Annotated in this window: 16 protein-coding genes; 9 read left to right on the plus strand and 7 right to left on the minus strand. The window is 46.5% G+C overall.

Translation table 11 applies throughout. From position 1 onward, the window contains the following. Nucleotides 1–455: 455 nt before the first annotated feature. The gene (locus Y697_RS03650) at nucleotides 456–833 is read left to right on the plus strand and encodes a hypothetical protein (RefSeq protein WP_147433179.1); all 378 of its coding nucleotides are present in this window, start codon (nucleotides 456–458) and stop codon (nucleotides 831–833) included. After that, a complete protein-coding gene (locus Y697_RS03655) occupies nucleotides 830–1807 on the plus strand; it encodes a GyrI-like domain-containing protein (RefSeq protein WP_121550351.1) in 978 nt (325 codons plus the stop codon). Before Y697_RS03650 ends, Y697_RS03655 begins: the two co-directional genes overlap by 4 nt. 977 nt (nucleotides 1808–2784) lie before the next feature. Here Y697_RS03655 and Y697_RS03660 read toward each other — a convergent pair. Both Y697_RS03660 and Y697_RS03665 read right to left on the minus strand, forming a co-directional pair. Further along, entirely contained in the window at nucleotides 2785–3225 is a 441-nt protein-coding gene (locus Y697_RS03660) for a response regulator (protein ID WP_121550352.1), read from the minus strand. After that, nucleotides 3222–5303: a PAS domain S-box protein gene (locus tag Y697_RS03665; RefSeq protein ID WP_121550353.1), complete on the minus strand. Its 2082-nt coding sequence runs from the start codon at nucleotides 5301–5303 to the stop codon at nucleotides 3222–3224. Before Y697_RS03665 ends, Y697_RS03660 begins: the two co-directional genes overlap by 4 nt. Nucleotides 5304–5494: 191 nt before the next feature. Between Y697_RS03665 and Y697_RS03670 the strand changes: the two genes are divergently transcribed. Both Y697_RS03670 and Y697_RS03680 read left to right on the plus strand, forming a co-directional pair. After that, nucleotides 5495–6895: an HD domain-containing phosphohydrolase gene (locus Y697_RS03670; protein WP_121550354.1), complete on the plus strand. Its 1401-nt coding sequence runs from the start codon at nucleotides 5495–5497 to the stop codon at nucleotides 6893–6895. A gap of 419 nt (nucleotides 6896–7314) precedes the next feature. After that, nucleotides 7315–7671: a helix-turn-helix domain-containing protein gene (locus Y697_RS03680; protein WP_121550356.1), complete on the plus strand. Its 357-nt coding sequence runs from the start codon at nucleotides 7315–7317 to the stop codon at nucleotides 7669–7671. 711 nt (nucleotides 7672–8382) lie between these two features. On the opposite strand, the gene Y697_RS03685 is transcribed toward Y697_RS03680, so the two are convergent. Continuing rightward, nucleotides 8383–9609: a phosphatidylserine decarboxylase family protein gene (locus Y697_RS03685; protein WP_121550357.1), complete on the minus strand. Its 1227-nt coding sequence runs from the start codon at nucleotides 9607–9609 to the stop codon at nucleotides 8383–8385. A gap of 859 nt (nucleotides 9610–10468) precedes the next feature. On the opposite strand from Y697_RS03685, the gene Y697_RS03695 reads away from it, so the two are divergent. Next, nucleotides 10469–11794, plus strand: a complete 1326-nt coding sequence (locus tag Y697_RS03695) for an ATP-binding protein (RefSeq protein ID WP_220665720.1) — start codon at nucleotides 10469–10471, stop codon at nucleotides 11792–11794. A gap of 566 nt (nucleotides 11795–12360) precedes the next feature. After that, nucleotides 12361–13599 (plus strand): diguanylate cyclase, encoded by a 1239-nt coding sequence (locus Y697_RS03700; RefSeq protein WP_183083694.1) that lies wholly within the window; start codon nucleotides 12361–12363, stop codon nucleotides 13597–13599. Nucleotides 13600–14322: 723 nt separating this feature from the next. Here Y697_RS03700 and Y697_RS03705 read toward each other — a convergent pair. After that, on the minus strand, nucleotides 14323–14880 hold the full coding sequence (locus tag Y697_RS03705; protein WP_121550360.1) for a hypothetical protein: 558 nt from the start codon (nucleotides 14878–14880) through the stop codon (nucleotides 14323–14325). Nucleotides 14881–15255: 375 nt separating this feature from the next. Continuing rightward, entirely contained in the window at nucleotides 15256–16929 is a 1674-nt protein-coding gene (locus Y697_RS03710; RefSeq protein ID WP_121550361.1) for an ABC transporter substrate-binding protein, read from the minus strand. A 214-nt stretch (nucleotides 16930–17143) separates the two neighbouring features. Between Y697_RS03710 and Y697_RS14510 the strand changes: the two genes are divergently transcribed. Continuing rightward, the gene (locus tag Y697_RS14510) at nucleotides 17144–17374 is read left to right on the plus strand and encodes a hypothetical protein (protein ID WP_147433180.1); all 231 of its coding nucleotides are present in this window, start codon (nucleotides 17144–17146) and stop codon (nucleotides 17372–17374) included. A 374-nt stretch (nucleotides 17375–17748) separates the two neighbouring features. Here Y697_RS14510 and Y697_RS03715 read toward each other — a convergent pair whose 3' ends face one another. Continuing rightward, the gene (locus Y697_RS03715) at nucleotides 17749–18528 is read right to left on the minus strand and encodes a MetQ/NlpA family ABC transporter substrate-binding protein (protein ID WP_121550362.1); all 780 of its coding nucleotides are present in this window, start codon (nucleotides 18526–18528) and stop codon (nucleotides 17749–17751) included. Nucleotides 18529–19399: 871 nt separating this feature from the next. On the opposite strand from Y697_RS03715, the gene Y697_RS14550 reads away from it, so the two are divergent. After that, complete coding sequence (locus Y697_RS14550; RefSeq protein ID WP_183083695.1) at nucleotides 19400–19594, plus strand: hypothetical protein; 195 nt, start codon at nucleotides 19400–19402, stop codon at nucleotides 19592–19594. Nucleotides 19595–20219: 625 nt separating this feature from the next. On the opposite strand, the gene Y697_RS03720 is transcribed toward Y697_RS14550, so the two are convergent. After that, complete coding sequence (locus tag Y697_RS03720) at nucleotides 20220–21041, minus strand: SUMF1/EgtB/PvdO family nonheme iron enzyme (protein WP_121550363.1); 822 nt, start codon at nucleotides 21039–21041, stop codon at nucleotides 20220–20222. Between the two features lie 489 nt (nucleotides 21042–21530). Here Y697_RS03720 and Y697_RS03725 point away from each other — a divergent pair, with 489 nt between their 5' ends. Continuing rightward, complete coding sequence (locus tag Y697_RS03725; RefSeq protein ID WP_183083696.1) at nucleotides 21531–23063, plus strand: Fic family protein; 1533 nt, start codon at nucleotides 21531–21533, stop codon at nucleotides 23061–23063. The last annotated feature ends 390 nt before the right edge of the window (nucleotides 23064–23453 follow it).

The raw sequence follows: 23453 nt of genomic DNA on the forward strand, positions 1-23453 counted from the left end.
TAATGTGGGAAGGACTCTCTCGCTACTTTCTCTTTGAACTTCTGAAGGGCTCTTTCGATGGAAGCTGGGTCCTTAACTTTTCTCATTTCCGCACCTCCTTTTATTAAACTCTAGTTCTACATTCATAATATATCACATAAAATAATGAAAAGTCAAGCACATAAATAAAAATATCTTCAATTACTATAATTATTTCTTCTATCTATATAAGTATTTGCTTTTAGTTGGGCATAATACTTAAATTATGAGTGGTTAGAGATATCTATCAGACAGAAATAGGATGATTCGACTTATTATTATTGAAAGTCATGATAGTATCAATTCAAATTAATGGCTATCTAGTGCGAAAGAATTAGGAGAAAGTATTGGAATTTATTCCTTTGAGTCACAGAAGTTCTGTTTTTGTATCCTTCAAGGAGTATATTCTATTATTGAGATGGAAGTGGGGTGATTCTGTGAAAAACACGAACTACTTACTTATCGGAAAGGGTAGGAATAGCGGCGAAGTTCTGAAATCGTTCGAGAACTGTCCATATGTTGTTTCCTGTTCCTGCTCGAAGGAGTTTCTCTGGGTGAATTTCAAGCTACCGGTCGACCATAAGTGGTGGCTAGAGGGAGCAGAAGAGGATCCTGTCAATACTTTGGGTCTGGAGTCTGTAGAAGTATTCGAACTCTCGAGGATTTCAGGTGAAAGCGCTTTTTCGGAAGGGAAGACTGAAGGCTTACTGAGTATCGCCCCTTGCGGCAGCGATTGCCTTCAGTGTCCTCTATACAGTTCCAGATGCGGTGGCTGCCCAGAAACGGTCTATTTTGGAAGGAATGAGACAAAGTGACCGAAAACTTATCCGACAAGGGTTTGCACGTTCTGTACATGTCGAGAATCAATGAGGTAATGGATTACATTGAAAACAATCTATCGGAACCTCTCACTCTGGAGGAACTGGCAAATGTCGCTGGCTTTTCGAAGTATCACTTTCACAGGATTTTTTACGCATTCGTTGGAGAGACTCTCTCGCAGTTTGTCTGGAGACTGAGGATCGGAAAAGCGGCAGCCCTTCTTGCGAACGATCCGAAGAAGACAGTAGTTGAGGTGGCGGACGAGTGCGGTTTTGCGAATGGGTCTTCTTTAGGCAGAAGCTTCAAGAAGCGCTTCGGAATGAGTCCGCTGGAATGGAAGAAGAAGAAATCAGAAGACAGCAATCTCGGAGAATGTGAAAGCAATCTGGGTATGGGTGACGGCAACACAGATCGGTCATCATCTTTCTCGCGACTCTATAATCATAGCATCGACAGTTACTTGAGGAGGATGAATATGGGAAAGAAGGCTGAGAGAGTCGAAATCATGAACTTTGAAGAAAGCGCGGTCGCGTACGTACGCTACATAGGGCCTTACGCCGGCGATGAAAAACTCTTTGAGACACTTTTCAATAGACTGTGCTCATGGGCCGGGCCAAGAGGACTTATCGAGAGGAAAGGAGCACAGTTCCTGATAATCTATCACGACAACCCCGAGGTAACAGAAGACGACAAACTGAGATTGAGTGTCTGCATCACAGTGCCTGAAGATACGAAGGTAGAAGGTGAAATCGGGAAAATGGTTATTCCTGCCGGAGAGTATGCGGTGGCTCGCTTCGAGCTGGATGCCACTGAATATGCCGGGGCATGGGACTGGGTTTATGGCTCATGGCTGCCGGAAAGCGGATACGTGCCCGACGACAGGCCTTCGTTCGAACTCTATCCAGATGTTGAAAGCTCAGTGGAAGGGAAGAAGGTAGTGGACATCTATATCCCGATACGAAATATGTAGTGCATGGCTATCAGTTGACCGGTATGGTTCGCCGTTCTATGTAGAGAAGACGCAATGCTCCGAAGAACATTGCCGGAAGTGATGCTGCTGCGCAGGAGGCCTGTCAGGTCAGCCGTCAACGGTTCTCCGTTCTCCGACTAGAACGAAAAGCCAGGTCTAGGGTTTGGAAACAGCTAGATCCCGTGCAAAAACATCACGGGATGACAGTCTATTCTGCTTACGCAGGTCAGTCAGGCTGCGCTTGGCCAGTCTCGTCTGCGGCTAGGCCAGTCACCCTCGGTGGCCAGTTCCGCTTCGCGGGGAAAGGGACGCTTGCCAGAAGACGCTGCACGCTGATCGCTGAGAAGAGCCTTCTTCGTTCCAGATAATGAAGCCGTCCTTTGAGAAGAGCACACACCCCACCGCAAGCGGTCCCCCCCGCTCGAGCGGGGATTTAGAAGCTTGAGTTCGAGAAGAACATCCGGGTAAGTGATGCCCGGAAGTACATTCGGGGAAGTGATGCCGCTTCGCAGGAGGCCTGTCAGGTCAGCCGTCAACGGTCCGCCGCTGATGTTTCAGAACCGCTTTTGTTCACCAGACCCTAGATCCGATCATAATTCCGCCGTCATACTGAACGCTACGAAGTGCCGTCCTTCGATAGGATCAAAAAAATCACTGTGATTCTTTCGTAGGGGCGAACGGCTGTTCGCCCGAAAAGAAAACCAATAACGGGACGAAATAGAGAGTTTAACAGAACAAGTTGCGAAATCCTGTGCTGAATTCATGCTTCCGGTCAAGACTTGTTTCATTTGACCTTCTCGGAGGACGGTGGACCGTTGACGGACAGCGTGGTTTTCATTAGCGGTCAGCCTTCCCTAACAAGCGGCTCTTTCCACCTAACGGTGGAGCCTAAGAACGAATAAAAGATCCTCGTTCATTGACTAAGAGCTATCGCTTTTTGCAGTATGCAACCCGCTATTACGCAATACTAACGGCCTTCATACTTCCGGAGGACCGACGTTGATCGTAAGCCAGTAGTCACCGATGGCCCTGGCTACCACTAGAAATTCATCGAAATCGACGGGTTTGACAAGATAGGAATTGACTCCGCAGTCATAGCAGATCATTCTGTCGCCCTCTTCGCGAGAGGATGTGAGAACAACAACCGGAATCCTCCTCGTGATTTCATTGCTCTTCATTTCATGCAATACCTCGTGTCCCGAAATCCCTGGAAGTTTGAGATCCAGCAATACAAGATCAGGTACGGGGAATGCTTCTCTATCTTCGAACCTCCCCCTGCCAAACACGTAGTCCAGCGCCGCCTCTCCGTTCTTTGCAATCTCGATTCGATTCGTGAGTCCTACCTGCCTGAAAGAGTCAAGAGTCAACTCAATATCCATCGAATTATCTTCAACTAGAAGTATTATGGCTTTTTTCAAGAGCTAGCCCCCTTGATTTTAATTGTGAATCTTGCGCCTTTCCCTGGCTCCGATTCGAGAGATACATCTCCCCCCATAAGAGCAACTGATTTCTTCACGATTGCCAGTCCAATTCCGGTTCCGGGATATTCATCTCCGGTGTGCAATCTCTGGAATATATTGAATATCCTTTCATGAAACTTGCTTTCTATTCCGATGCCATTGTCTTCAACAGTCAGGTTCACAAAACCGTTCTGTTCATCTGAATAGACTTTTATCACGAGATGCTCCCCGCTCTTGTGATAAGTGAGCGAGTTCTGAAGCAGATTGGTCAATGCCCTTCTAAGCAGCGAGCGATCCGCGTAGACATCGGGCAGATCTGAGAGGACCTTCACTTCGGCTTCTTCCTCAACAATCCTGCTTTCAAGCGTCGAGATGCAATCGCTAACAAGATCCTGCAGAGATACTACTTCTCGTCTCAGCACCGCTTTTCCAACTCTTGAGTACTCAAGAAGTCCTGTGATCAGCTCCGACATGTCCTCTCCTGCCTTGACAATGAATCCGAGATAACGACTGCCTTCTTCCGGGAGAAGAGACGAGTAGCGATCGGACACTATCTTTGAAAATCCTCTTATCGCTCTCAGGGGAGCCTTCAGGTCATGAGAAACCGAGTACGCGAAAGATTCGAGCTCCCTGTTTGCTTCCTCGAGCTCCTCCGTTCTCCTCACAACTCTCCTTTCGAGCTCTTCCAGAGTCATTTCTCGCTCCGTTACATCTTCAAATACGACTACAATCTCATCTGCCTTGTGCCTATAGATGAAATTCTCGGCCCAGAAAGTCAGCCTCCCATCGTGATACTCTTTAACAGGATGATGCTGCGAATACCCGCTTTTCCATACATCGAGTATCCGATCATATAGCCCTAAGTTCTTTACACCCGGAAAGATTGCTCTGACGCTTCTTCCAAGTATCTCCTCGCGGTTTACACCCGTTATCCTACAACCTGCCGGATTCATGTCTAGAAAGACAATGTCATCGCCGTCATTGACCACTTTGTAAATTGCAACGCCGACATTCATATTCACATACAACTGTCTGAAAAGAAGCTCGCTTTCATTTAGGGCCAGCTCCATCTTGTGCTGTTCAGTCACGTCCTCAAGGATTCCGAATAGACCCGCAAGATTTCCCTTTTCGTCGTGAATCGGAGCGTTATAGACCTTGACGACCACTTCCTTTCCATCCTTCCTGTGCCTAACGAATCGTGCTCCTCTGACGGGCCATCCTTTGAGAGTCTCTTCATTCATCTTCCGATGCTCTTCCCTATGGTTCTCATAAATATATGGTAAGGGTTTTCCGATTACTTCCGATTCTTTCCAGCCGAAAATCTTCTCGGCTGCCTCGTTCCATCCCGTTACGTTGTAATTCAGATCGATTGTGACTATAGCAATCGGTGAAGTTTTCACTATCGTCGCCAGTCTCTCGCTCATTACAACGAGCTCTTTCTCGGCCGCCTTTCCTCTCTGCCTCGCAATCTGGTCGGTAATTGCCCATCCGACGACCATTGTCGCCAAAGGATAGATAATCATTACAGGCAGGGCAGTTATCGAGAAGAAAGTTTCTCTGCTATGCTGAGGCAGGAAAAGCATACAGATCAACATAAAACTGTGAACAACGACTCCAAGAAGGTACAGTTCCAGAAGAGAATGATCTCCGATCTTCTTCTTGACTACGTATCTCCAGAAAAGTCCCACAGAAACCGAACTGATGATCGTGCCAATTCCAGGAAGGGCGCCTTCGCCACCCATTAACAGACGCAGAACAATTGCCATAGAGGCCGCGATTGCAGAAGGTAAAAAGCCGAAAAAGAGCCCAATGAGACCCAGGACGACAGTTCTCGTGTCGAACACTACCCCGGGCGAAAGCTGCCAGGAGTTCATCATAACGGCCACCGTTACTAAACCCAGAAGAAGGCCGGAGATGATCTGCCTGGAAGCCAGTCGGCTCGGAATTGATTTGGTATAGAAGACGCTGTACAAGACAACCAGAGTGATGAGCAACGCCGCATTGTTCATCAGAGCGGTTAACGCTTCTCTTCCCATCTAATTCCCTCCAGAAGGAGTCGCTTCAAGTAGCCCCTAAATTAGTATAGCCTTTTGGCATTTCAAATAGTTCGATCTGAGAAAGTATATTCTGCGACTGTCTAACCGATTAACAAATGAATTAGAAGTATTACCTTTTCGAAATGAGGTGCCTGACGTGCTATCATTTATTGTGTTGTATGGAGGTGATTATGACCAAAGTTCCGGTAGATAATGTGCCCCGTTATGCAACGGTTAAGATACTTCTCGTTGAGGATCTGGAAAGCGATGCAGAACTTGCAAAGCTAGAGATCTCGAGAGGGCTTGCAGACTGGTGCGATTCGCTGGAATTTCGGAAGGTCGATAACAGGAAGGATTTTCTCGATGCGATCGAGAACTTCAAGCCGGACTTGATAGTCTCCGATTACATGATGCCGCTTTTCAACGGCATGGAAGTAATAACCCTTACCCTGGAACATACTCCCGAGACACCAATTGTGATTCTAACAGGTTCTATGAATGAAGAAACTGCTGTCAACTGCATGAAGGCCGGTGCGGCAGACTACGTGATTAAAGAGCACATGACCAGGCTTCCCTTCGCGGTCAAAGAGGCGATCAACAGAAAGAAAGAGATATTACTGAGGGCAGAAGCGGAAAGCGCTCTGGAAGAGAGTGAGAAGAAGTTCAGACTAATAGCGGAGAAGGCCAACGATCTGGTCTACAGGTATGAACTTTATCCGGAGCGGAGATTCTCGTACGTAAGTCCCTCGGCCACGAAGATAACCGGCTACACTCCTGAAGACCATTACTCGAATCCGAATCTTGGCTTCGAGCTGGTTCACCCTGACGATCGAGAGGTACTTGCCGCTCTCACGCAGCAAGTTGGTGAAGCTCCAATTCTACTGAGATGGATAAAGAAGAGCGGAGATGTCATCTGGTGCGAGCAGATGAACGTACCTGTTTACGATGACGCAGGTCAGCTTATCGCGATCGAAGGTATTGCCAGGGACGTAACAGAGCGTCAGAAAGCGAGCGAGGACCTGAAAGCCGCATTTCATTCAATAGTTAGTGTTCTTTCCGACATGCTGAATCTTAAGGATCCCTACACTCAGTTCCACGAGAAGAATGTGGCAAAGCTTTCCCTTGAAATAGGCGCGGCAATGGGCCTGGACGAGTCTACACTTGAATCCATTAGGGTTTCGGCAATGGTTCACGACATTGGAAAGATTGTCGTCCCCACGGAGATACTCTCTAAACCAGGAATTTTGAGCGATATTGAGTTCGAGATGATAAAGAGACACCCCGAAACGGCATACGAAATCCTCCATAAGGTGGACCTGCCCTGGCCGGTCGCGGAGATAGTGTATCAGCATCACGAGCGTCTTGACGGTTCCGGTTATCCCAGGCATCTGAAGGATGGAGAGATCTTGCTGGAAGCAAAAATAATTATGGTCGCCGATGTCTTCGAGGCAATGAGCTCACACAGACCATACAGGGCTGCTCTGGGCTTTGAAGCGGCACTGGAAGAGATAAATAAGAATGCTGGAAAGCTTTACGACCCCGAGATCGTGAGAGTCTGCTCATCAATAATCGAATCAGGCTTCAAATTCTGAGATTCTTTCCCTCGACTCGATACTCCTAGAGCAACTTGCCGTCTTCCCTCACCAGCGCATCTATTACCTTCTCAATTGTGATTCTCAGAGAACAGCCCCTGCTTTCCATTCGGAGCAAAGGGATGTATGCAGGAATCATAAGCGAAAAAAAATAGAAGCCGCCTCTGATGGGCGGCAAAGAATAGAAGATGCTTTCGTGAAAATAAAAGGCGTTCAAAATTATGATATCATCTGCCGTCCCACAAACCAATCAATTGTAGAAACCAATTGATTAAAAGATCAATAAGAATTGATTATGCTTTCCGGAAGGCTCTCTACTGATTCACCCCTTCAGGAGAAGACTTTACCCTCCATAAGAATTAGAATATATTAGAGTATAATAGAATAAGTTAGTTTGAATTGGAATAGAAGGGAATAGAATGGTTGAGATGGGTGGAACGAAGTATTACGACACGAAGGAAGTTTCGGAGATTCTAGATTGCACTCCCTGGACGATTAGAAAATGGATTAACGACGGAACCCTAAAGGCCTCGAAGCTAGGCCGGCGATACTTCATTGACGAATGGACATTGCAGAAAAAGCTCGACTGGAGAGAGAAATCCGGAGAAGGTTTTTCATCCGGGCAAACTCCAACCGTGAATAAGAGAAAGCGCATGGATGAAATGAGGAACTCCGGCTGGAAGAATGCAAAGTTTGAAGAGCTTCCCGAAGGCAAGTACGCAATCCTAGATGAAGATGGAACTCGAATCGGAACGCTAATCAGAGAACAGGACTGAAACAATCCGTTGAATGATGGCTCGACAATCTCATCCGGGTCAAATTCAGACACAGAACAATCATCTCTTATTCTTCATGGATTTGAGATTACATGAGACATCTCCTTGATCTGGGGAGAAGGTTACTGAGCTTCGAGCAGATGATGTGGGTAATGATGAGCAGAAAGACCTAATGCCGTTGTTGATAATGGAGACTATGTTAGGGTAAAGACAGAGTGGGATGGTATTGACGACTGCTGCTACCTCCGAGACATGAAAGTTCTTTACCTTCAGAACTATCTGGCTACGAAAGACAAGAAAAGTGACCGGATTTCCCCGACTTCTATATGCCGGCGCTTGTTTACGAGCCGTGGGATAGAATGCAAGAAGCGTCGTTTATATGAGAATCTGTTGAAGAGTTGTTCCTTCTCTTTGCGCGGGCGGCGTGCCAGAAAGCATAGCATAAGCCAAACTCAATGAGACGGCTGAAACAGACATCGGAAAGTCTCGTTTCAATGGTGAGAACAAAGCCTCGAGCAGCTCGCTAAGTCTTGATTGTAAGTGACACTATCGCCGCAAAGCTATCAAATACAACTGAAACTAAACGTGATGAAAAAACATACTCTGCGCTCCACAATAGTGGAATTGTTTCCTCTTCTAATCGCAAAGACGATAAGACGAAATCCCTCTTCTTCTTAAACTACTGTCTATGCAGTTCTTTTAGTCAAATGCTCATTCTCCATGAACAGTCGCGATTTTCGAACGAACAGGGATATTCACAGAGTCCGGCCCTGGCGTCTGGCCGCGCAGATCGAACTCGAGATTAACCCCGGGCCTGAAGATCAACACATGAGTCGATCCGCCGAAGTGGAACATTCCAAGCTGGTCGCCTTTATCCACATGTTGGCCTTCATAAACAGTGATTTCATTCGAAGAGACTTCCGCCATTCCGATAAATACTATGCACATCAGGCCTATATCTGGATTGTCAGCCTCGATGAAAATCAGCGCCCTGGAAGCTACTTGCGCTATATACGCCTGTGATTCATTGGGACTTGCGGAATCGAAGCCTGCCGAAAGAGCAGAGGCATAATAGGAACCGTCGATCAGGCGAGTCTTTACGATCCGCCCGCTGACCGGACTGTGCCAGCGATGATAGCTAAGGGCGCTCAAGAAAGCCTGGTAGATCGTTCCGCCCTCAAAGAGCTCCGTCAGAGGATCGTCTGCAAGCATATGGTTGAGAGAATATGGCTGTTCTTTTATCCAGAAGCGATCCTGGAGTTGAATATCGGTCGCGATCTTGTAAGGCGCGGATTCGCAGGCGTTGACAATCACCGAGTCGTCGTCGGGGCATTCCACAGGGCGCCTTCCTTCACGATACTGTCGTGTGAAGAAGTCATCCCAGGAAGCGAAGCCATAATATGGAAGCTCCGGGTCACACTGGAAATCCTCCACGAAGTTGGGCATGGCCTCCATAGCATCCCGTCCAAACCAGCCCTTCTCGGGATCCTCGCTCAGCACATACCTCGAGTCGGGGGAGCCGAGAAAGACAGCCCACTGACTGAGGATCTTCTTCAACTGCTTATTCACTTTCTCGTTCAGGAAAGCTGTGGTTCCAGCAGGGGTACCCATCGCCCAATTGATCACCGCATTAATGGGAAATCCGACCAGTTCACTCTTGTTGAACTCCGGTGCCTGAGTCAGAACTTCGTTCATCACGTTCAGCATCTGCACGTAGCTTCTTATCTGGGGATTTCCTGCCGGGTCCGTTTGAAATTCCGGTGTTGATGGAATCTCTTCGAACATCTCGTTGAAGAGCATGAAAAGAACCGGATCCTCTTCTATGATCTCTTGAAACTCCTGGATTACGGGATGAAAGGTAGTAACAGAAAAAGTGAGCGTTGCCAGGATAAGAACTACGCATACAAAGATTGCCCGTCGTTTCAGATTTCCCATCATTTAGATACTCCTCCCTCGTGGAACTCTGCTGATGCAAACAAGTCTTCTGCCGACTGCGACTCGAATATCATAGACTCAACTTATCCAGTAAGGACCATTCACTATCGGGAAATGCCTTCTGCACAGCCGCTTCACGAAGACCGATTTCGAATCTCTTTTCGCACAACTCGACACAACCGCTATAAAAAACCATTGGTGAATCTGAAGTCTACATTCCCTCTTGAAGATCTCGTCGCTCAGAACTATACTTCTAACCTCTTTCTTCGATTGTTAAGTCCATTATAGAACTCTATCTAAGCAGAAAGATCGAATCTCATGAGAGAAATGCTTGTAGCTGAAAGACAAGTTGCAAGAAAAAAACGAGGTTAGAGGTTGGTGGTAGGAGGTCGGAAAGAGCAAAGTAAAACCGGTCCAAGGTTGAATGGTTTTCCGTTAGCCGAAAAGATTAATAGCGGATGCAAGTTGCAGGAGCAGAAGCGAAACTGGTATCACAAAATAGTGTCTGACCCTATTTATTTCCCGGTCTTACAATATGGAAGGATTCCTAACAAGAAGAGCGAAACTCACACGCTTGCGCATATGAATAGAAGAAGATAAATACCTTTTGCGACAGCATTAAGCACTATCCCCATCGTATTTACAGAATGATTCTATGGGATGATTCAGGGTAATCGCAATTTCACTTTCAGAGTCTATTTTAAGCCATTCTCCTGTACTTTATTTGGAAGAGAACCGATGTTTTACACTTCGACTGAATTTGATACTTGAGATGGAAGCAGCAGGATTGCTGGTTCGTTCTGAGAAGTTTGTGAATGCTAAAATCTACTTATAAGACAAGATATACCAGGGGTGAAAAGTTTTGAAGAAAGAGAACGAGAAAGTTGAATTCAAGACTAACTGGCGAGACGAATGCATGAAAACACTTTGCGCTTTTGCGAATACCGATGGCGGTAAACTGATTATTGGCATGAACGATTCTGGTAAACCTGTTGGTGTTAATAGAGCAGATAGACTTCTTGAGGATATTCCGAACAAGGTAAGAAATTACCTCGGGATAATTCCACAAGTCTCGCTGCTATCGGAAAGTGGAAAAGAGTTGATTGTTGTTGAGGTCCATCCCTCAGAGAGTTCAATATCATTTAAGGGATCCTTCTATGTGAGGAGTGGGAGCACTACGCAAGAACTTACTGGAAGAGAACTAGAGTCATTCCTTCTTGCACGGTGTGGTAGGACATGGGACGCTCAAACTATAAGTGATGCATCAGTGGATGATCTGGATGAATCTACTATAGAAAGATTCAGACTTCTATCAGATAAGCGGTTGCCGTTTGCTTCACGGACAGAAGGATCTATAGATTTGCTTAGAAAACTAAATCTTGTCACTGATGGAAGGCTCAAGCGAGCCGCGATTTTGCTTTTCGGCAAAGAACCACGAAGGTTTTTTCCTGGGGCCTTTCTGAAGATCGGTGCATTTACTAATGATACCAACCTTATCAGGACCGATGATGTCGATGGGAATCTTTTTGTCCAGGTTGAAGAGGCTTTGTCGTTGCTAAGAACAAAGTATATCTTCTCGAGTGTTTCTTACGACGGTATTTACAGAAAGGATGAAATGGTCTATCCAGAGAAAGCATTGCGAGAGGCCATAACAAATGCTGTTGTTCACAGAGATTATTCGGCTTATCATACCCAGATAAAGGTTTTTCCAGACAGGTTGGTTCTTTGGAATAACGGTGGTCTACCAAATGGGATATCGATTGAGGACCTTCTGAAGAATCACGTTTCCCAGCCAAGAAATGAACTACTGGCAGATGTCTTCTTCAAGGCAGGTCTTATTGAGACCTGGGGGAGAGGAACTGTCTTGATGATTGAAGAGTGCAGGGCACATAAACTCCCTGATCCAATATTCAGGGAAGAATCAGGAGGATTCTCGGTGAGTTTGTTCAACTCATCTTATATAAGTGAACTGCAGATACCGGGTCTTACACCAAGGCAGAAAAAAATTGTGGGGTTTGTCATAAAAAATGGAAGCATTACCAACGAACAATGCAGAGAACTTACGGAAGTCTCAAAAGCAACTGCGACAAGAGACCTTGCTGATCTTGTTAAAAAGGGCGTTCTTGATCAGAAAGGGAGTAGTAGAAAAACCTCATACTACACTATGATGAGCCGTGATGAGTCATAGGTGAGCCATAATGAGCCATAAAATCTGAATCTCTGAAATCGAACATGATGTATAGATAGTTTATTTTTTGCTAGACCTGAAGAGATCTACCAAGAAGAAGCGTAAATAGTTATCCTTAATCCGACGTTCCATGTTTAGGTTCTTGGTTCTTCTTTCGGGATTCCGTCTGAACTTGATATAGCATCTCGATCTAAGATCAGTTGCAAGTTGTGGTGTGCCAAGTTGCAAGCATAAGTGACGAGGTTCGGGGTTGGTGGTTGCGGGTTGGTAAGAGCAAAATATCAGTTCCAAGTTGCAGGTTAAAAACCCGAAAGCAAAGACGCCACATCCCGTCATTCTGAACTGGTTTCAGAATCTCGATACTCCTAAGAGCTGGTGGCCTCTGTTGAAGACCACGTTGCAATAGCTCAGCGAGAATTAAAGAATTCCGAAAGACATCAGTCGGACAATCAATGATACATACATGTGATTCATTAAAATGATTATTTTTAACAAATCAATCAAGATATGCGATAATTGCTTCGTACAGTTGCAGTATCCGAATGGTTAGCGAAAGGAAGGAAAGCATGGCAAACCGTGAGGGAAAAAAAGAGACTGAACGAAGAGGACCAGACAAAGCATTTGCAAGAAGATTTTCGATAGGTATTGTGCTGAAGCTTGTGGTTGTGATAATCTCGCTGGTATTCTTCATTTCACTGCTCGGGTATGTTCTCTACAACAACGTTTATGACCTCATCGTTCAAGAACTGGGAAAGAATGCTGTAGATCTTGCGACAAGCGTGTCTCGATTCATAGAGGAGGATGTTGAGTCATTTGTCGCTCTAGCGTCAGTGACTGACTATGAAAACGAAGAGTTCGATACCGAATACTATGAGAGAATGCAACAGGTCTTCCAGGATATAAGAGAGTCTACAGGAGTAAGCTTCATCTTCGCAGAAAAGATGCTCTCCTCTGAGGAAATTGCATACATTTTCGACGGAGAACCCTCAGACAGCGGCCTCTTTTCCCCGATAGGTTCTGTTGATCAAATGGGTGAGCTCGAGCTGAGAGTTTTCAAAGAAGGAATAGCAGAAGCCACTGGCGTAGTAGACTGGCAAGACTGGGGAAAGTTCGTCACCGGCTATTGCCCTATAACGGCTGACTCAGGCGAAGTTGTTGGGTTGGCAGGGGTTGACTTCTCTATTGAATATATCGGAACCCTTCTAAACAGAGTGAGGATCTTTGTAATTATAACGTTTGCCACAATCATACTATTGAGTGTGATTCCCGCATGCAAGATGCTGCGAGACAGGGCAATCGCCTTGAATATAGACTTCATGACCGGCCTTCATAACAGAAGATACTTCGAATTCGTTCTGAAGTCCTGTGTTTCGCATGCTCGCAAATCGAACAAACCTCTTTCACTAATGATTCTTGATGTCGATATGCTGAAAGTCATCAACGACAGACATGGCCACAGTATCGGAGATGCTGTGCTTAAGTCGGTATCGGAAAGGATCCGGTCCAGCACAAGGAATACGGACATTTGCTGCAGAATCGGGGGAGACGAATTCGCTGTAATCCTTCCGAATGCTGGCACAGACAAGGCAGAAATAGTGGGAAAGAGAATCCTTGAGAGCTCCAGCGTTGCTGATGTTGTGAAAGAAGGGGATTCTGAGGTGGCTCTCAACGAAACGCTGAGTATAGGTGTTGCTGAGTTCACTTCAGATATGAAACTGCAGGATCTCAAAGAGGCCGCAGATTCGGCCATGTATGATGCTAAGAGCAAGGGCAGAAATACCATGGCAGTTTCGAAGCCTTCTTAGTTGCGGTCCTTTATTACCATGCAATCTCCATGATTATATCCATTAGCCTTTCAAGGTCGAAGCTAAACATGAATTTCTGACGATAAAAGAGAAGTACGCTTATCGCGCCTTTTCGCAAGATATTTTCTGGCAAGAGAAGCTAATTAGCCAGCGCAAGAGCTGAGAACGATGATGCTAAGATGCAAATAATCGAGCCCGTCACGGAAGACAACCTTCCTCCGTTCGCAATGAATTAGATCTAGTTCTTGCTCTTTTCTCTTGACGAACCACCAACCTCGGCTCTTAGAACAGTTGCAAGTTCTCAGTTCCAAGTTGGAAGCTAAAGACCCGAAAGCAAAAACGTCACATCCCGTCATTCTGAACTCGTTTCAGAATCTCGTTCCTTCGATTTGTGGATACGGGATGATTTGTTCAGTTGCAGTGATAACCTTAAATAAGGAGCCGGTCCTGTTGACCAGACCCTAGATCCCGGACCCGTCAATAATTCCGCAATCTGAACTCCATTCAGCATCTAGCCCTCAAGGTTTATTCGGACCCGCAGTCACGTACCTGCAAACTCGTCTCGAGACCCTCTCAATTCAGTAACGATCTTCTATGAATAGGGATTGATAGGTTTTTAGTTACCTCTATTCGTGATCACTCAGCGCAAAAGTCTCAGTTCTGAATTGAGGTATCCTAAATGATGAACTGAGTATCTAAAGCTTTCATAGTTTTTGTCAGGATTCAGTCATTCGAAAACACGAACTCGCCTGTTACTGAGTTGAAGTTCACGAAGCCACCATCTTCTATACGGAACTTGTATTCCGGATGATTGTAGTTCGGATCAATCGGGAGATGGAAATACATTCTGAGACACTTCAGAAAAGGATCGCGGTTGCTAATGATGTTTATGGCGTCCTGAATGTCATAGACTATGTAAAACGGGTCTATTAAATACGCATCCTCCATCCAGATGCCGTCGACAACGATTGAGGACCATGATTCATCCCTGCAAAAGACTTCAACACTCTTGGCGAGATCGATATCCGAGAAGATCAGTCTCCAGTATGCCAGATCATCGGCTTTGTCAAAAGGTTCCGGAACCTCGTCTGTACTAGCATAGACGGCGAACAGTTTCAGGTCGAATTCGGGATGGTTCTGCGCCAGATATTCTCTTGCTCTTGAAATCATTATCTCAATAAGAGTGTCATGCGTAAATCGTGGCAGTACGCATCCACCAAGAACAAGAACAATCATAATTGCCGTTATCAGCAATGTGACAAGCTTCGTTCTCTTTCCCATGAAATTCACCTCCATCGAAAGAACACAGGCACCTAAGTGAAACTAACCCTTAAGCGCATTGCCGTTAAGTCAGAAAGCACATTGTAGCCCATTAGACAGTCTTAAAACATAAAATACTACCACATACTTCGAGTGTCACAGCCTTAAATCCACAGTCGGTTTCTTTCCAAAACACTGCCTTACGGCTTCGCAGCCTATTCAGCCGTTCTTTGCGAAAAACGGAGTCTGACCCCACTTAGTTCCAGCCCTTACACTCCATACCCAAAACAGTAAAGACACGTAGTTTTCCGGCTGACTTCACAGGAGTAATAGATTTACGCTGAGCACTTTCAAATAAACCAGCCAGGAAGGTTCTCTTCCCGGCCGGATATTGCTTCACTCCTTCCAGATACCCCAGGCTTTCCAGAGTTCATCCGCTGCCGCCGAAGGGATAGGATTTGGAAAGTGTACGTTGCCCTGATAAGCATATAGGAGATTCGGCGAATGTATGTAAATGATGGGCTGGTATTGAGTAAATAGAATCTGGAACTCTTCAAACAATTCATATCTCTCATCTTCTGTCGCTGATGTCTGGAGAACAAAGATCTCGTGAATCCTCTTTTCCCATTCGGGGAGGTAGTACATCTCTTCGGTTATGTAATCGCGATATCCTGGAGGATAGTTCCAGAAGTGACCTGGTCCGTCGATACGAAAGACTCCAGTTCTAAGTTCAGGATCTATCGTACCGTCGAACAGCCCTGACAGGAAAGAGTCGTACAGAGGTTCTTCCATAAGCGGCACTCCTGCCAGGCGAACCAAATTGATAGTTATACCAAGATTTTTTGCATTGGATACAATGAGGTTTCCTAGACTCACAAAATTGGGTGAAACCTCAAGGTCAAAGACGACTGTGTTTCCGGCTCCATCGATCAGCTTCCCTTCCGAGTTCCAGCTGAAACCTCCCAGCTCAAACTCGCTTTTCGCCTTTTCCACGGAAAAGAAGAACGGATCTTCCTCAACCTTTTGCGAATAATATGGACTCTCTACGTTAAGGGGCGAATACAGGGGTTTTGAATTGCCCCCGTAAGTTGTATCAATTATCTTCTCCCGGTCTATCAAATAGGCAAAGCCACGCCTAAAATGATCGTTCCTGAACCACTCCCATTTCACCGGATCTGGCGCATTGAAGTTAAGAAGAAGGAACTGCACGTAGTCTCTTGAACCCCCCTGTCCCGCAACCCAGCTATGGTCCTTTTTACTTAAGAGAGTTTTCAACTGACTTGTCGACGGCGAAAAGAAGTCCAGATTGCCGGCCTGAAATGCCCACATCGGATTGCTTCCACTCATTATGTGGATTATCACACTGTCCAGATATGGGAGTCTAACCCCGTTTGAGTCGAATTTCCAGTAATTCGGGTTCTTTTTCAAAACTACTTTCGCTCCCGGAACATACTCTGAAGGAATGAACGGCCCCATTCCTACTATCTGATCAACTTCGTCCAGAGACCATATCTCATTAACCGTTCCAGCTGCGATTGCAGGCTCAAAGACGTGTTTGGGTAGTATCTCCCGGCTTGCTGCAACTTTAATACCCAAGGTATTCGGTACAGTCCAGCTGAGAGATATCGCCGAATCATCTATCAACTCAATAGTCGGGAGGTTGCCTTCTGCATCAAGAAAACCCGAAACCCCCGTCTCCACAAGCAGGTTGAAGCGCCAGTACACGTCATCGACAGTGAATGGTTCACCGTCTGACCATAAGATTCCCTCTCTTATTTTGAAGAATACGGTCAGGCCATCCTCGGAGAGCCACCAATCCGAGGCTAGTTCGGGAATCGTGAGATTCCTGGTAGTATCGAAGCCGAGCAAGGAAGAAGAGAACAATCCGATTACCTTGCGGGAATAAATTTCAGATGCAATGAGAGGATTAAAGGTCGCAGGATCTAGATTCATCTGGAGATTCAAAGTCCCACCGGGTTTTCCGTCGAAGTCCTCGATAACGTATTCCGGAGTTGAGAATGCAAATGAAAACACCATAAGCGCTACAATTACCAATGCCAGTTTCTTCATCTTTTCGCCCCCTTCTATTTTGTGAGAGCGACACGGGTGATTCGCAGTAATCGTCACATCATGAGAATCATATTTTCGGCAGTGATTCTCTGAGCAATCGCCTGATGAGTCAACTCCGAATACCTTAATCAGACCTGGCTGCCGAGATCATCCCCCAGGGTGCGAATAGTATCTAGATGATAGAAAATGGAGTTCTACAATTCGAGTTTGAGAAGTGAAAGGCACAAGAAGTTCAGTTGATTACGCCGGCCCTTATACTCCATACTTCAAATCAGTAAAGACACGTAGTTTTCCGGCTGACTTCACATGGGTAATAAATACCTGCGTCTCATTAACAATAATCATTCTAGCCTTAATTGTAGATAATCCGTATGTTCACAATGAGTCGATCAAAATGAAAGATGTAAAAATTAACAGCTGTATGAGTTTCTCTATTATTTACTGAAATCAATTGATTGATAATGACGTAACCAAAGTGAATGCATTCTCTCTCAGAAGACAATACCTTAGTGCACGACTTAGAGCTGGTGATAGCAAGATTATCCACAACTCATGTCTCGCGATCTCTCCTAACGATCCGCATTAATTATGACCCAGTTCTATCCGCTGGACCTATGATATTCGGTTTTCAAAATAGCTTTCGGAAAAACCCTTTACGAATTCACTAATCACTGCACGGGCATACAATGAATAATCGGCATTAACCAGTCGGCATGATAACTTCTCACTGAAGACTCTTATCTGAAATCTGATTCGCATTAACCATCTTCCAAGAAAAGCGGGCTTGCGCCCGCTCTTTGCTGAAAAAAACTCTTTGTACTAGAAAGTAGGGACGATCGAGCCTTCAAACTTTTCCAGTATGAATTCCCTGACTTCGTCTCTTGTTATAATTTCCGCCAGACTCTCTAGCCACGCGCTGTCAAGGTCTTCTTCGCGCACAACAATGAAATTGGCATACGGCGAATCCTTTCCCTCAACGAAAGTGGCGTCTTTCTGAGAGTTCAAGCCGATCGAGAGCGCGTAATTGGTGTTAATGACGGCCCCGGCGACTGTTGTGTCTTCCTTGAATACTCTCGGAACGAATCCTGCCTCCATCTCGAGCAGCACAATCCCTTTTGGGTTCTCTTGAACGTCCAGTACCGTAATATCTGCCTTGCCCGGATCCTTTAGGGTAATTACTCCGTTGTTGTGAAGTAGGAGAAGGGCCCTTGTCTCATTTGTGGGATCGTTGGGAAGAGCGATCTTGTCTCCCTTTGAGAGCTCTTCGTAGGGCTTTTTCATGTAGAAACCCATTGGAGCGATCAAAACGTTTACCGCCGGCACCAGCCCTTCTATTCCTCTTTGAGACGTAAAGGATTTCAAGTACTGGATGTGTTGAAAGAAGTTGGCATCTAGCTCTTTTGAGGCAAGCGCCAGATTTGGAAGAACATAATCGCTGAAAACAACAATCTCCAGATCTATCCCGGCCGCCTCGAGTTCCGGTCTTATGAACTCGAGTATCTCTACGAAGGGAACAGGCGTAACTCCGATCCTTAGCTTTGTTTCTCCAAAGCTCACAACTACCAGAACGATCACAAGTACCAGTAAGAATCTTTTCATAGCACACCTCCCGAAGAAAATAAAAAAGGGTGTCTCCTGACACCCCGTATTTTTCATAGCGACAGAAACCCTGTCACCTGAACGGGGTTTCCCTGCACATCACCATACCCACAAAAATCGAATAAAAACAAGAGTTATTCAAATAAATCCCTCCACGATATTGCAAGGATTATACATAGAAAGATATTGCGAACCAAGCAACGCGCTGTGAAGTTTCCTGCATATCTGAGAATATTTGAAGCCATCCTTGGATAGGATAAGGAAAAGTTGCAAGCTCTTAAGAAAAGAAACGTCCCTCGTACTTCGTCCAAGATCGTGAACCCGTCCTTCGATTGGATCGGAGATCCCGGATCAAGTCCGGGATGACGGTGTTAATTGATTGCGAAAACGTCACATCCCGTCATGCTGAACTTGTTTCAGCATCTCGTTCCTAGGAAGCGCTGTACGCTGCGAGAAGCGGTTCACCGTTGACCGTCCCGGATCATGGACCCGTTCACCGAAAAGATCAAAGACCTGATCCTGATCAAGAACACATCAGGATGGCAAATTGAGTTGGTTCAAACGAGTTGATATTCTTCCGCGGGTGATTGCTGTCTTCTCTTCCTTAAGCTCCAACCAACCACCAACCACGTACCACCAACCACGGCTCCTAGAACAGTTGACTGTTCCAAGTTGCAATCATAAGATCCGCTGGGCGCTGTGAAGAGGCGTCCCCAAAAAGAGCAGTTCTTCGTTCCGACGCTCCGCGTCAAAGTTCTTCGTTCTTGGTAGAACCAATGAAGCAAGAGCATCGGGATTCCGACTAGGAGCTTTGTCGGAATGACAGCATTTGACGCATCTTTACTTTAGGGCTTGCAACCGTTCTCGACCGATGCAGTCGGAACTAGCCGCACACAGAGCGACGGTCCTGATGTTCTGCATCACTTGTGTTTTTTCGTTGTTCTTGCCACTGCTTGCAGTGACTGGCCTCAGCTTGAAGCTGAGACTGGCACCACGAAGCGGCACTGGCGAAGGCGAAGCCTTCACTGGCGGCGATGATTCTCGCCTTTTGGCTGGCCTGCGTTAGCAGACTGGCTTCGATATGGCCTACTGCCGAAGGCAGCCTTGCGTTCCGGCATGTTCTTCGCAGGCATTGCGCCCGCCGATGCTTTCCGGCGCAGTGCGTCCGACATTTTTCTCTCCCTCGCGCCAGCGAGCCTCACATCCCAACATTTACCGGCGGCTTTTGTCGGAGGACGGCTGACCTTTGACGGTCATCGTTGTTTTTCAGCGCTCAGCGTCTCTTACTAGGCGTCCAACGCGAAACTTTCTTTCAAGCGATCAGCGGGTTCTCCGCTTTTAAGCGCACAACGGTTCTTACGCTTACAACTTGGATCTTGGCACTTGCAACTGTTCACGTTTTTCGCGTTGAGATTCTGAGCAGGATCATCTCAGAATGACTCAATGCAAAAGAAGACTGTTATTTCCAATTACTAATGCCAACTCCTACTCAATCATACCGTATAGCCTGTCCCGAATTCTTCTGTTTCGTGCTCCCGTTCAGGGTCATCCTGTGATGCAACTGCACAGGACCTAGGTCTTTGACTTGATAAACTGCCACTCCTTTTCCGTTATCATCACTACGGTCAACCCCATTCATTGCACTCGAACCCTCAGCAAAATTGGAAGAACGTAAAAAGGCTAATGTGTAATCAAGGCAACGTCCTTGCAATACGGAAACCGAAGTAATCGCGCGTAGAACGAGGCGAGCCATCGTCACGAGACGCCACCCTTACGCTCATCACGCTGCTTTCCCAGCCACCGCCACGATTCACCCGGAAAGAACTATCTGTACTGTAGTACGGATTCGTCTGCGCCGAACTGGAGTAACCTTCATACCAGTCACTGCACCACTCCCAAACGTTTCCGGACATATCGTAGATTCCAAGCTCGTTCGGCGTTTTCTTTCCAACTTCTTGAGTCATTCCTCCGGAATTCGGATCGTACCAGGCCACATCATCCACACTGTTACTTCCGGAATACTTGTAACCCTTGCTCTTGTTCCCACCCCTTGCGGCGTACTCCCATTCAGCCTCCGTCGGCAGTCTGTACCCTACTACTTTCGATGGATCTGTCGTTATCATTCCATCTTTGTCCAGTAGATTCCCGTTGCTGTCATAGGCTTTAGGAAGTTTTTCCTTCTCGCTCAGCCAGTTGCAGTAAGCTATAGCATCTTTCCAGCTCACGTTGATAACTGGTCTGCTTCCCCTCCCCCAGCCCTTGTCATCTGGTTTGACTATGCCAGTAGCCTCACAGAAGACGTCGTACTCATCGAATGTAGTCTCATACTTTCCTATATAGAAGTTGTAGGTGAGCGTCACTTTGTGTGTGGGTTTTTCATTGTCGTATCCATCGCCCCAGGTGTCTCCCATCGTGAAGCTGCCATTTTCTACCAGTACGAATTCCCCAATTCCTGCCAGCCCAAATGCCGCCAGCAACATAACGCAGAGTGTAAGAAATATCGCTTTCTTCATTGCCTCACCTCCATTAGTGAGGCTTCGCACTTAAAGTAAGCACGTGAAGACTAAGGAAATATACGGCAGGTAGTGCAACACGCTTATATGATCAATATAGCAGTTTTTCCATCATAAACGAATGAATATTCACTTGTGAAAACTGCCGTCTCGAGGATTACTTTTCGATTCATAAGCCTGGCTAATCTCTCTATATCATTGCTCCAGTCAAGCACTCACAAAAGGCTGGTTCGGGATTGACTATGAGCATGGGAATGAACATTGTGAATATGGAAAGAAGCAGTCCCGATTATTCCGGCAAGAATCAAAACGAATCTGACGTAACGATATTTCCAGCAAAAAGGCCTTTCGTAAATGATTTTCTCGTTTTGTAATCGTTTTTCCTGAAGTGTAGTAAGTGCATAGAGGTTCGTCCGTAATTATTTTTCTTGATGTGTGCTAAAATATAACAATAATTCTTGGATTGTAATCATTTTTCCGGAGGACGCTATGGCTGAAAACGATCAGGATAGATCAACTGAAAGACTCGCGGGGTATGCGACACTTATCGAGCGATATGACTTAGATGTTATTCCAAATTGGCACAGGTCACTGGTGACCACGAGTGGAATCCGCCGGATCGGCTCGAGCGAGGGCATAGTTGAGGAGACATATCCTTCTAAGTACTGGCCGGGGGATACTCTGGGCAATCATCTTGAATTTGCGCTTAAATATGACGGGACGAATCTCGCCATACTCGACAGCCTGTTTCGGGAAGCTTCAGAGGAAGACTTTCTCCAATATGTCCGCTCAAGACCAACCGGAAAATACGCTAGGCGGCTGTGGTATCTTTACGAGTTTCTTACCGGGAAAATGCTTCCTCTCGATGACTTGAAGCAGGGTAACTACATTGATCTGCTTGAGCCGGATGAATACTTCACGGTCAGCCCGGCCCGCCAGATTCGTCGCCAGCGAATCAACGACAATCTACTGGGTAACTCATGCTTTTGCCCAATTGTTCGCCGAACTGAAACCCTTCGAAGCTTTGAAACAGCCGATCTTGCCGGGAGATGCCGCAGGGCGGTGGCTGGCTATTCCCCGGAGTTGCTGAGGAGAGCACTTGGCTATCTGTACACCAAGGAGACAAAATCCTCTTTTGAGATCGAAAATATTAAGCCCACGTCGACCAGAACCGAGCGATTTGTAGCGTTACTTCAGCTGGCCGAGCAGGAAGATTTTTGCAGAAAACCACGCTTGATCGAACTTCAGAATCGCATTGTCGATCAACGGTTTCGCGATTACGATTACCGGACGTGTCAGAACTACGTCGGAGAAACAATCGTCTGGCAAAAGGAAAGGATACATTTCATATGTCCAAAGCCTGAAGATCTGGCTGACATGATGGAGGGTCTAATTACTGCCCATAAAAGCATGGACGATAGCGATGTGTCGCCCGTGGTTCACGCCGCCGTTATTTCCTACGGGTTCGTTTTCTTGCACCCTTTCCAAGACGGCAACGGCCGAATCCACCGTTTTTTGATCCACAACATCCTTGCCCGCCGGGGTTTTACACCCAAAGGCGTCATGTTCCCCGTATCGGCATCAATGCTGAAGAACCCTGCCGACTATGACGCCTCTCTGGAAGCGTTCTCACGGCATATTATGGCCCTGGCGGAATACTCTCTCGATGAAGAGGGCCGCATGACCGTTCACAACGATACCGCCAGGTGGTACCGCTACATCGATATGACGCCCCAGGTGGAGGCTCTCTTCAAGTTCATCGATCAGACCATTGAGGTCGAACTAACCCAAGAATTGGCGTTTCTAGCCAATTACGATGAAACAAAGAAAGCTATCCAGAAAATCGTTGATATGCCCGACCGTTTGATAGACCTCTTCATCCGCTTTTGTCTGCAAAACAATGGCAGGCTTTCAGCACAGAAACGCAAGAGTCACTCTGACTTTCTGTCAGACGAGGAAATTACCCATATGGAGCAGGCGGTTCTTGCAGCCTACGGCGACATGACCTCGAACGCAGATTGATGGCGCCCCCACGAGACTCCTAACGCCGGCGACACTCATGTCGATCCGGCGACCTTCTTCACAAATCATGGACTCGTCCTTCGAAGCGCAGTTACAAGTTGTCAGTTCTAGTGTGCCAAGAAGGCGAAGAAGGGAACTTCTAGCCATGCTTAATCGAAGATGAGGGTGGGCCCCTCGAAGCCGTCATGCAGGTGGAGGCTTCAAACCACCGTAAGCTGCTGTGGTAAAGAGCCATGGTAGTGAACGTTACGGGAAAAGGCGGGACAGTGATCCCGTCAGGTGAGTACCAGAGGAGACGAATACAAGTGAACCACCGTGAACGTGTCGTAAGAACTACTAGTGTCATCTAAACCGGGAAGCCTGGTTATCTCGGGATAAGTCTGGAGGAAA

The sequence above is a fragment of the Mesotoga sp. BH458_6_3_2_1 genome (assembly GCF_003664995.1).
Lineage (GTDB): Bacteria > Thermotogota > Thermotogae > Petrotogales > Kosmotogaceae > Mesotoga.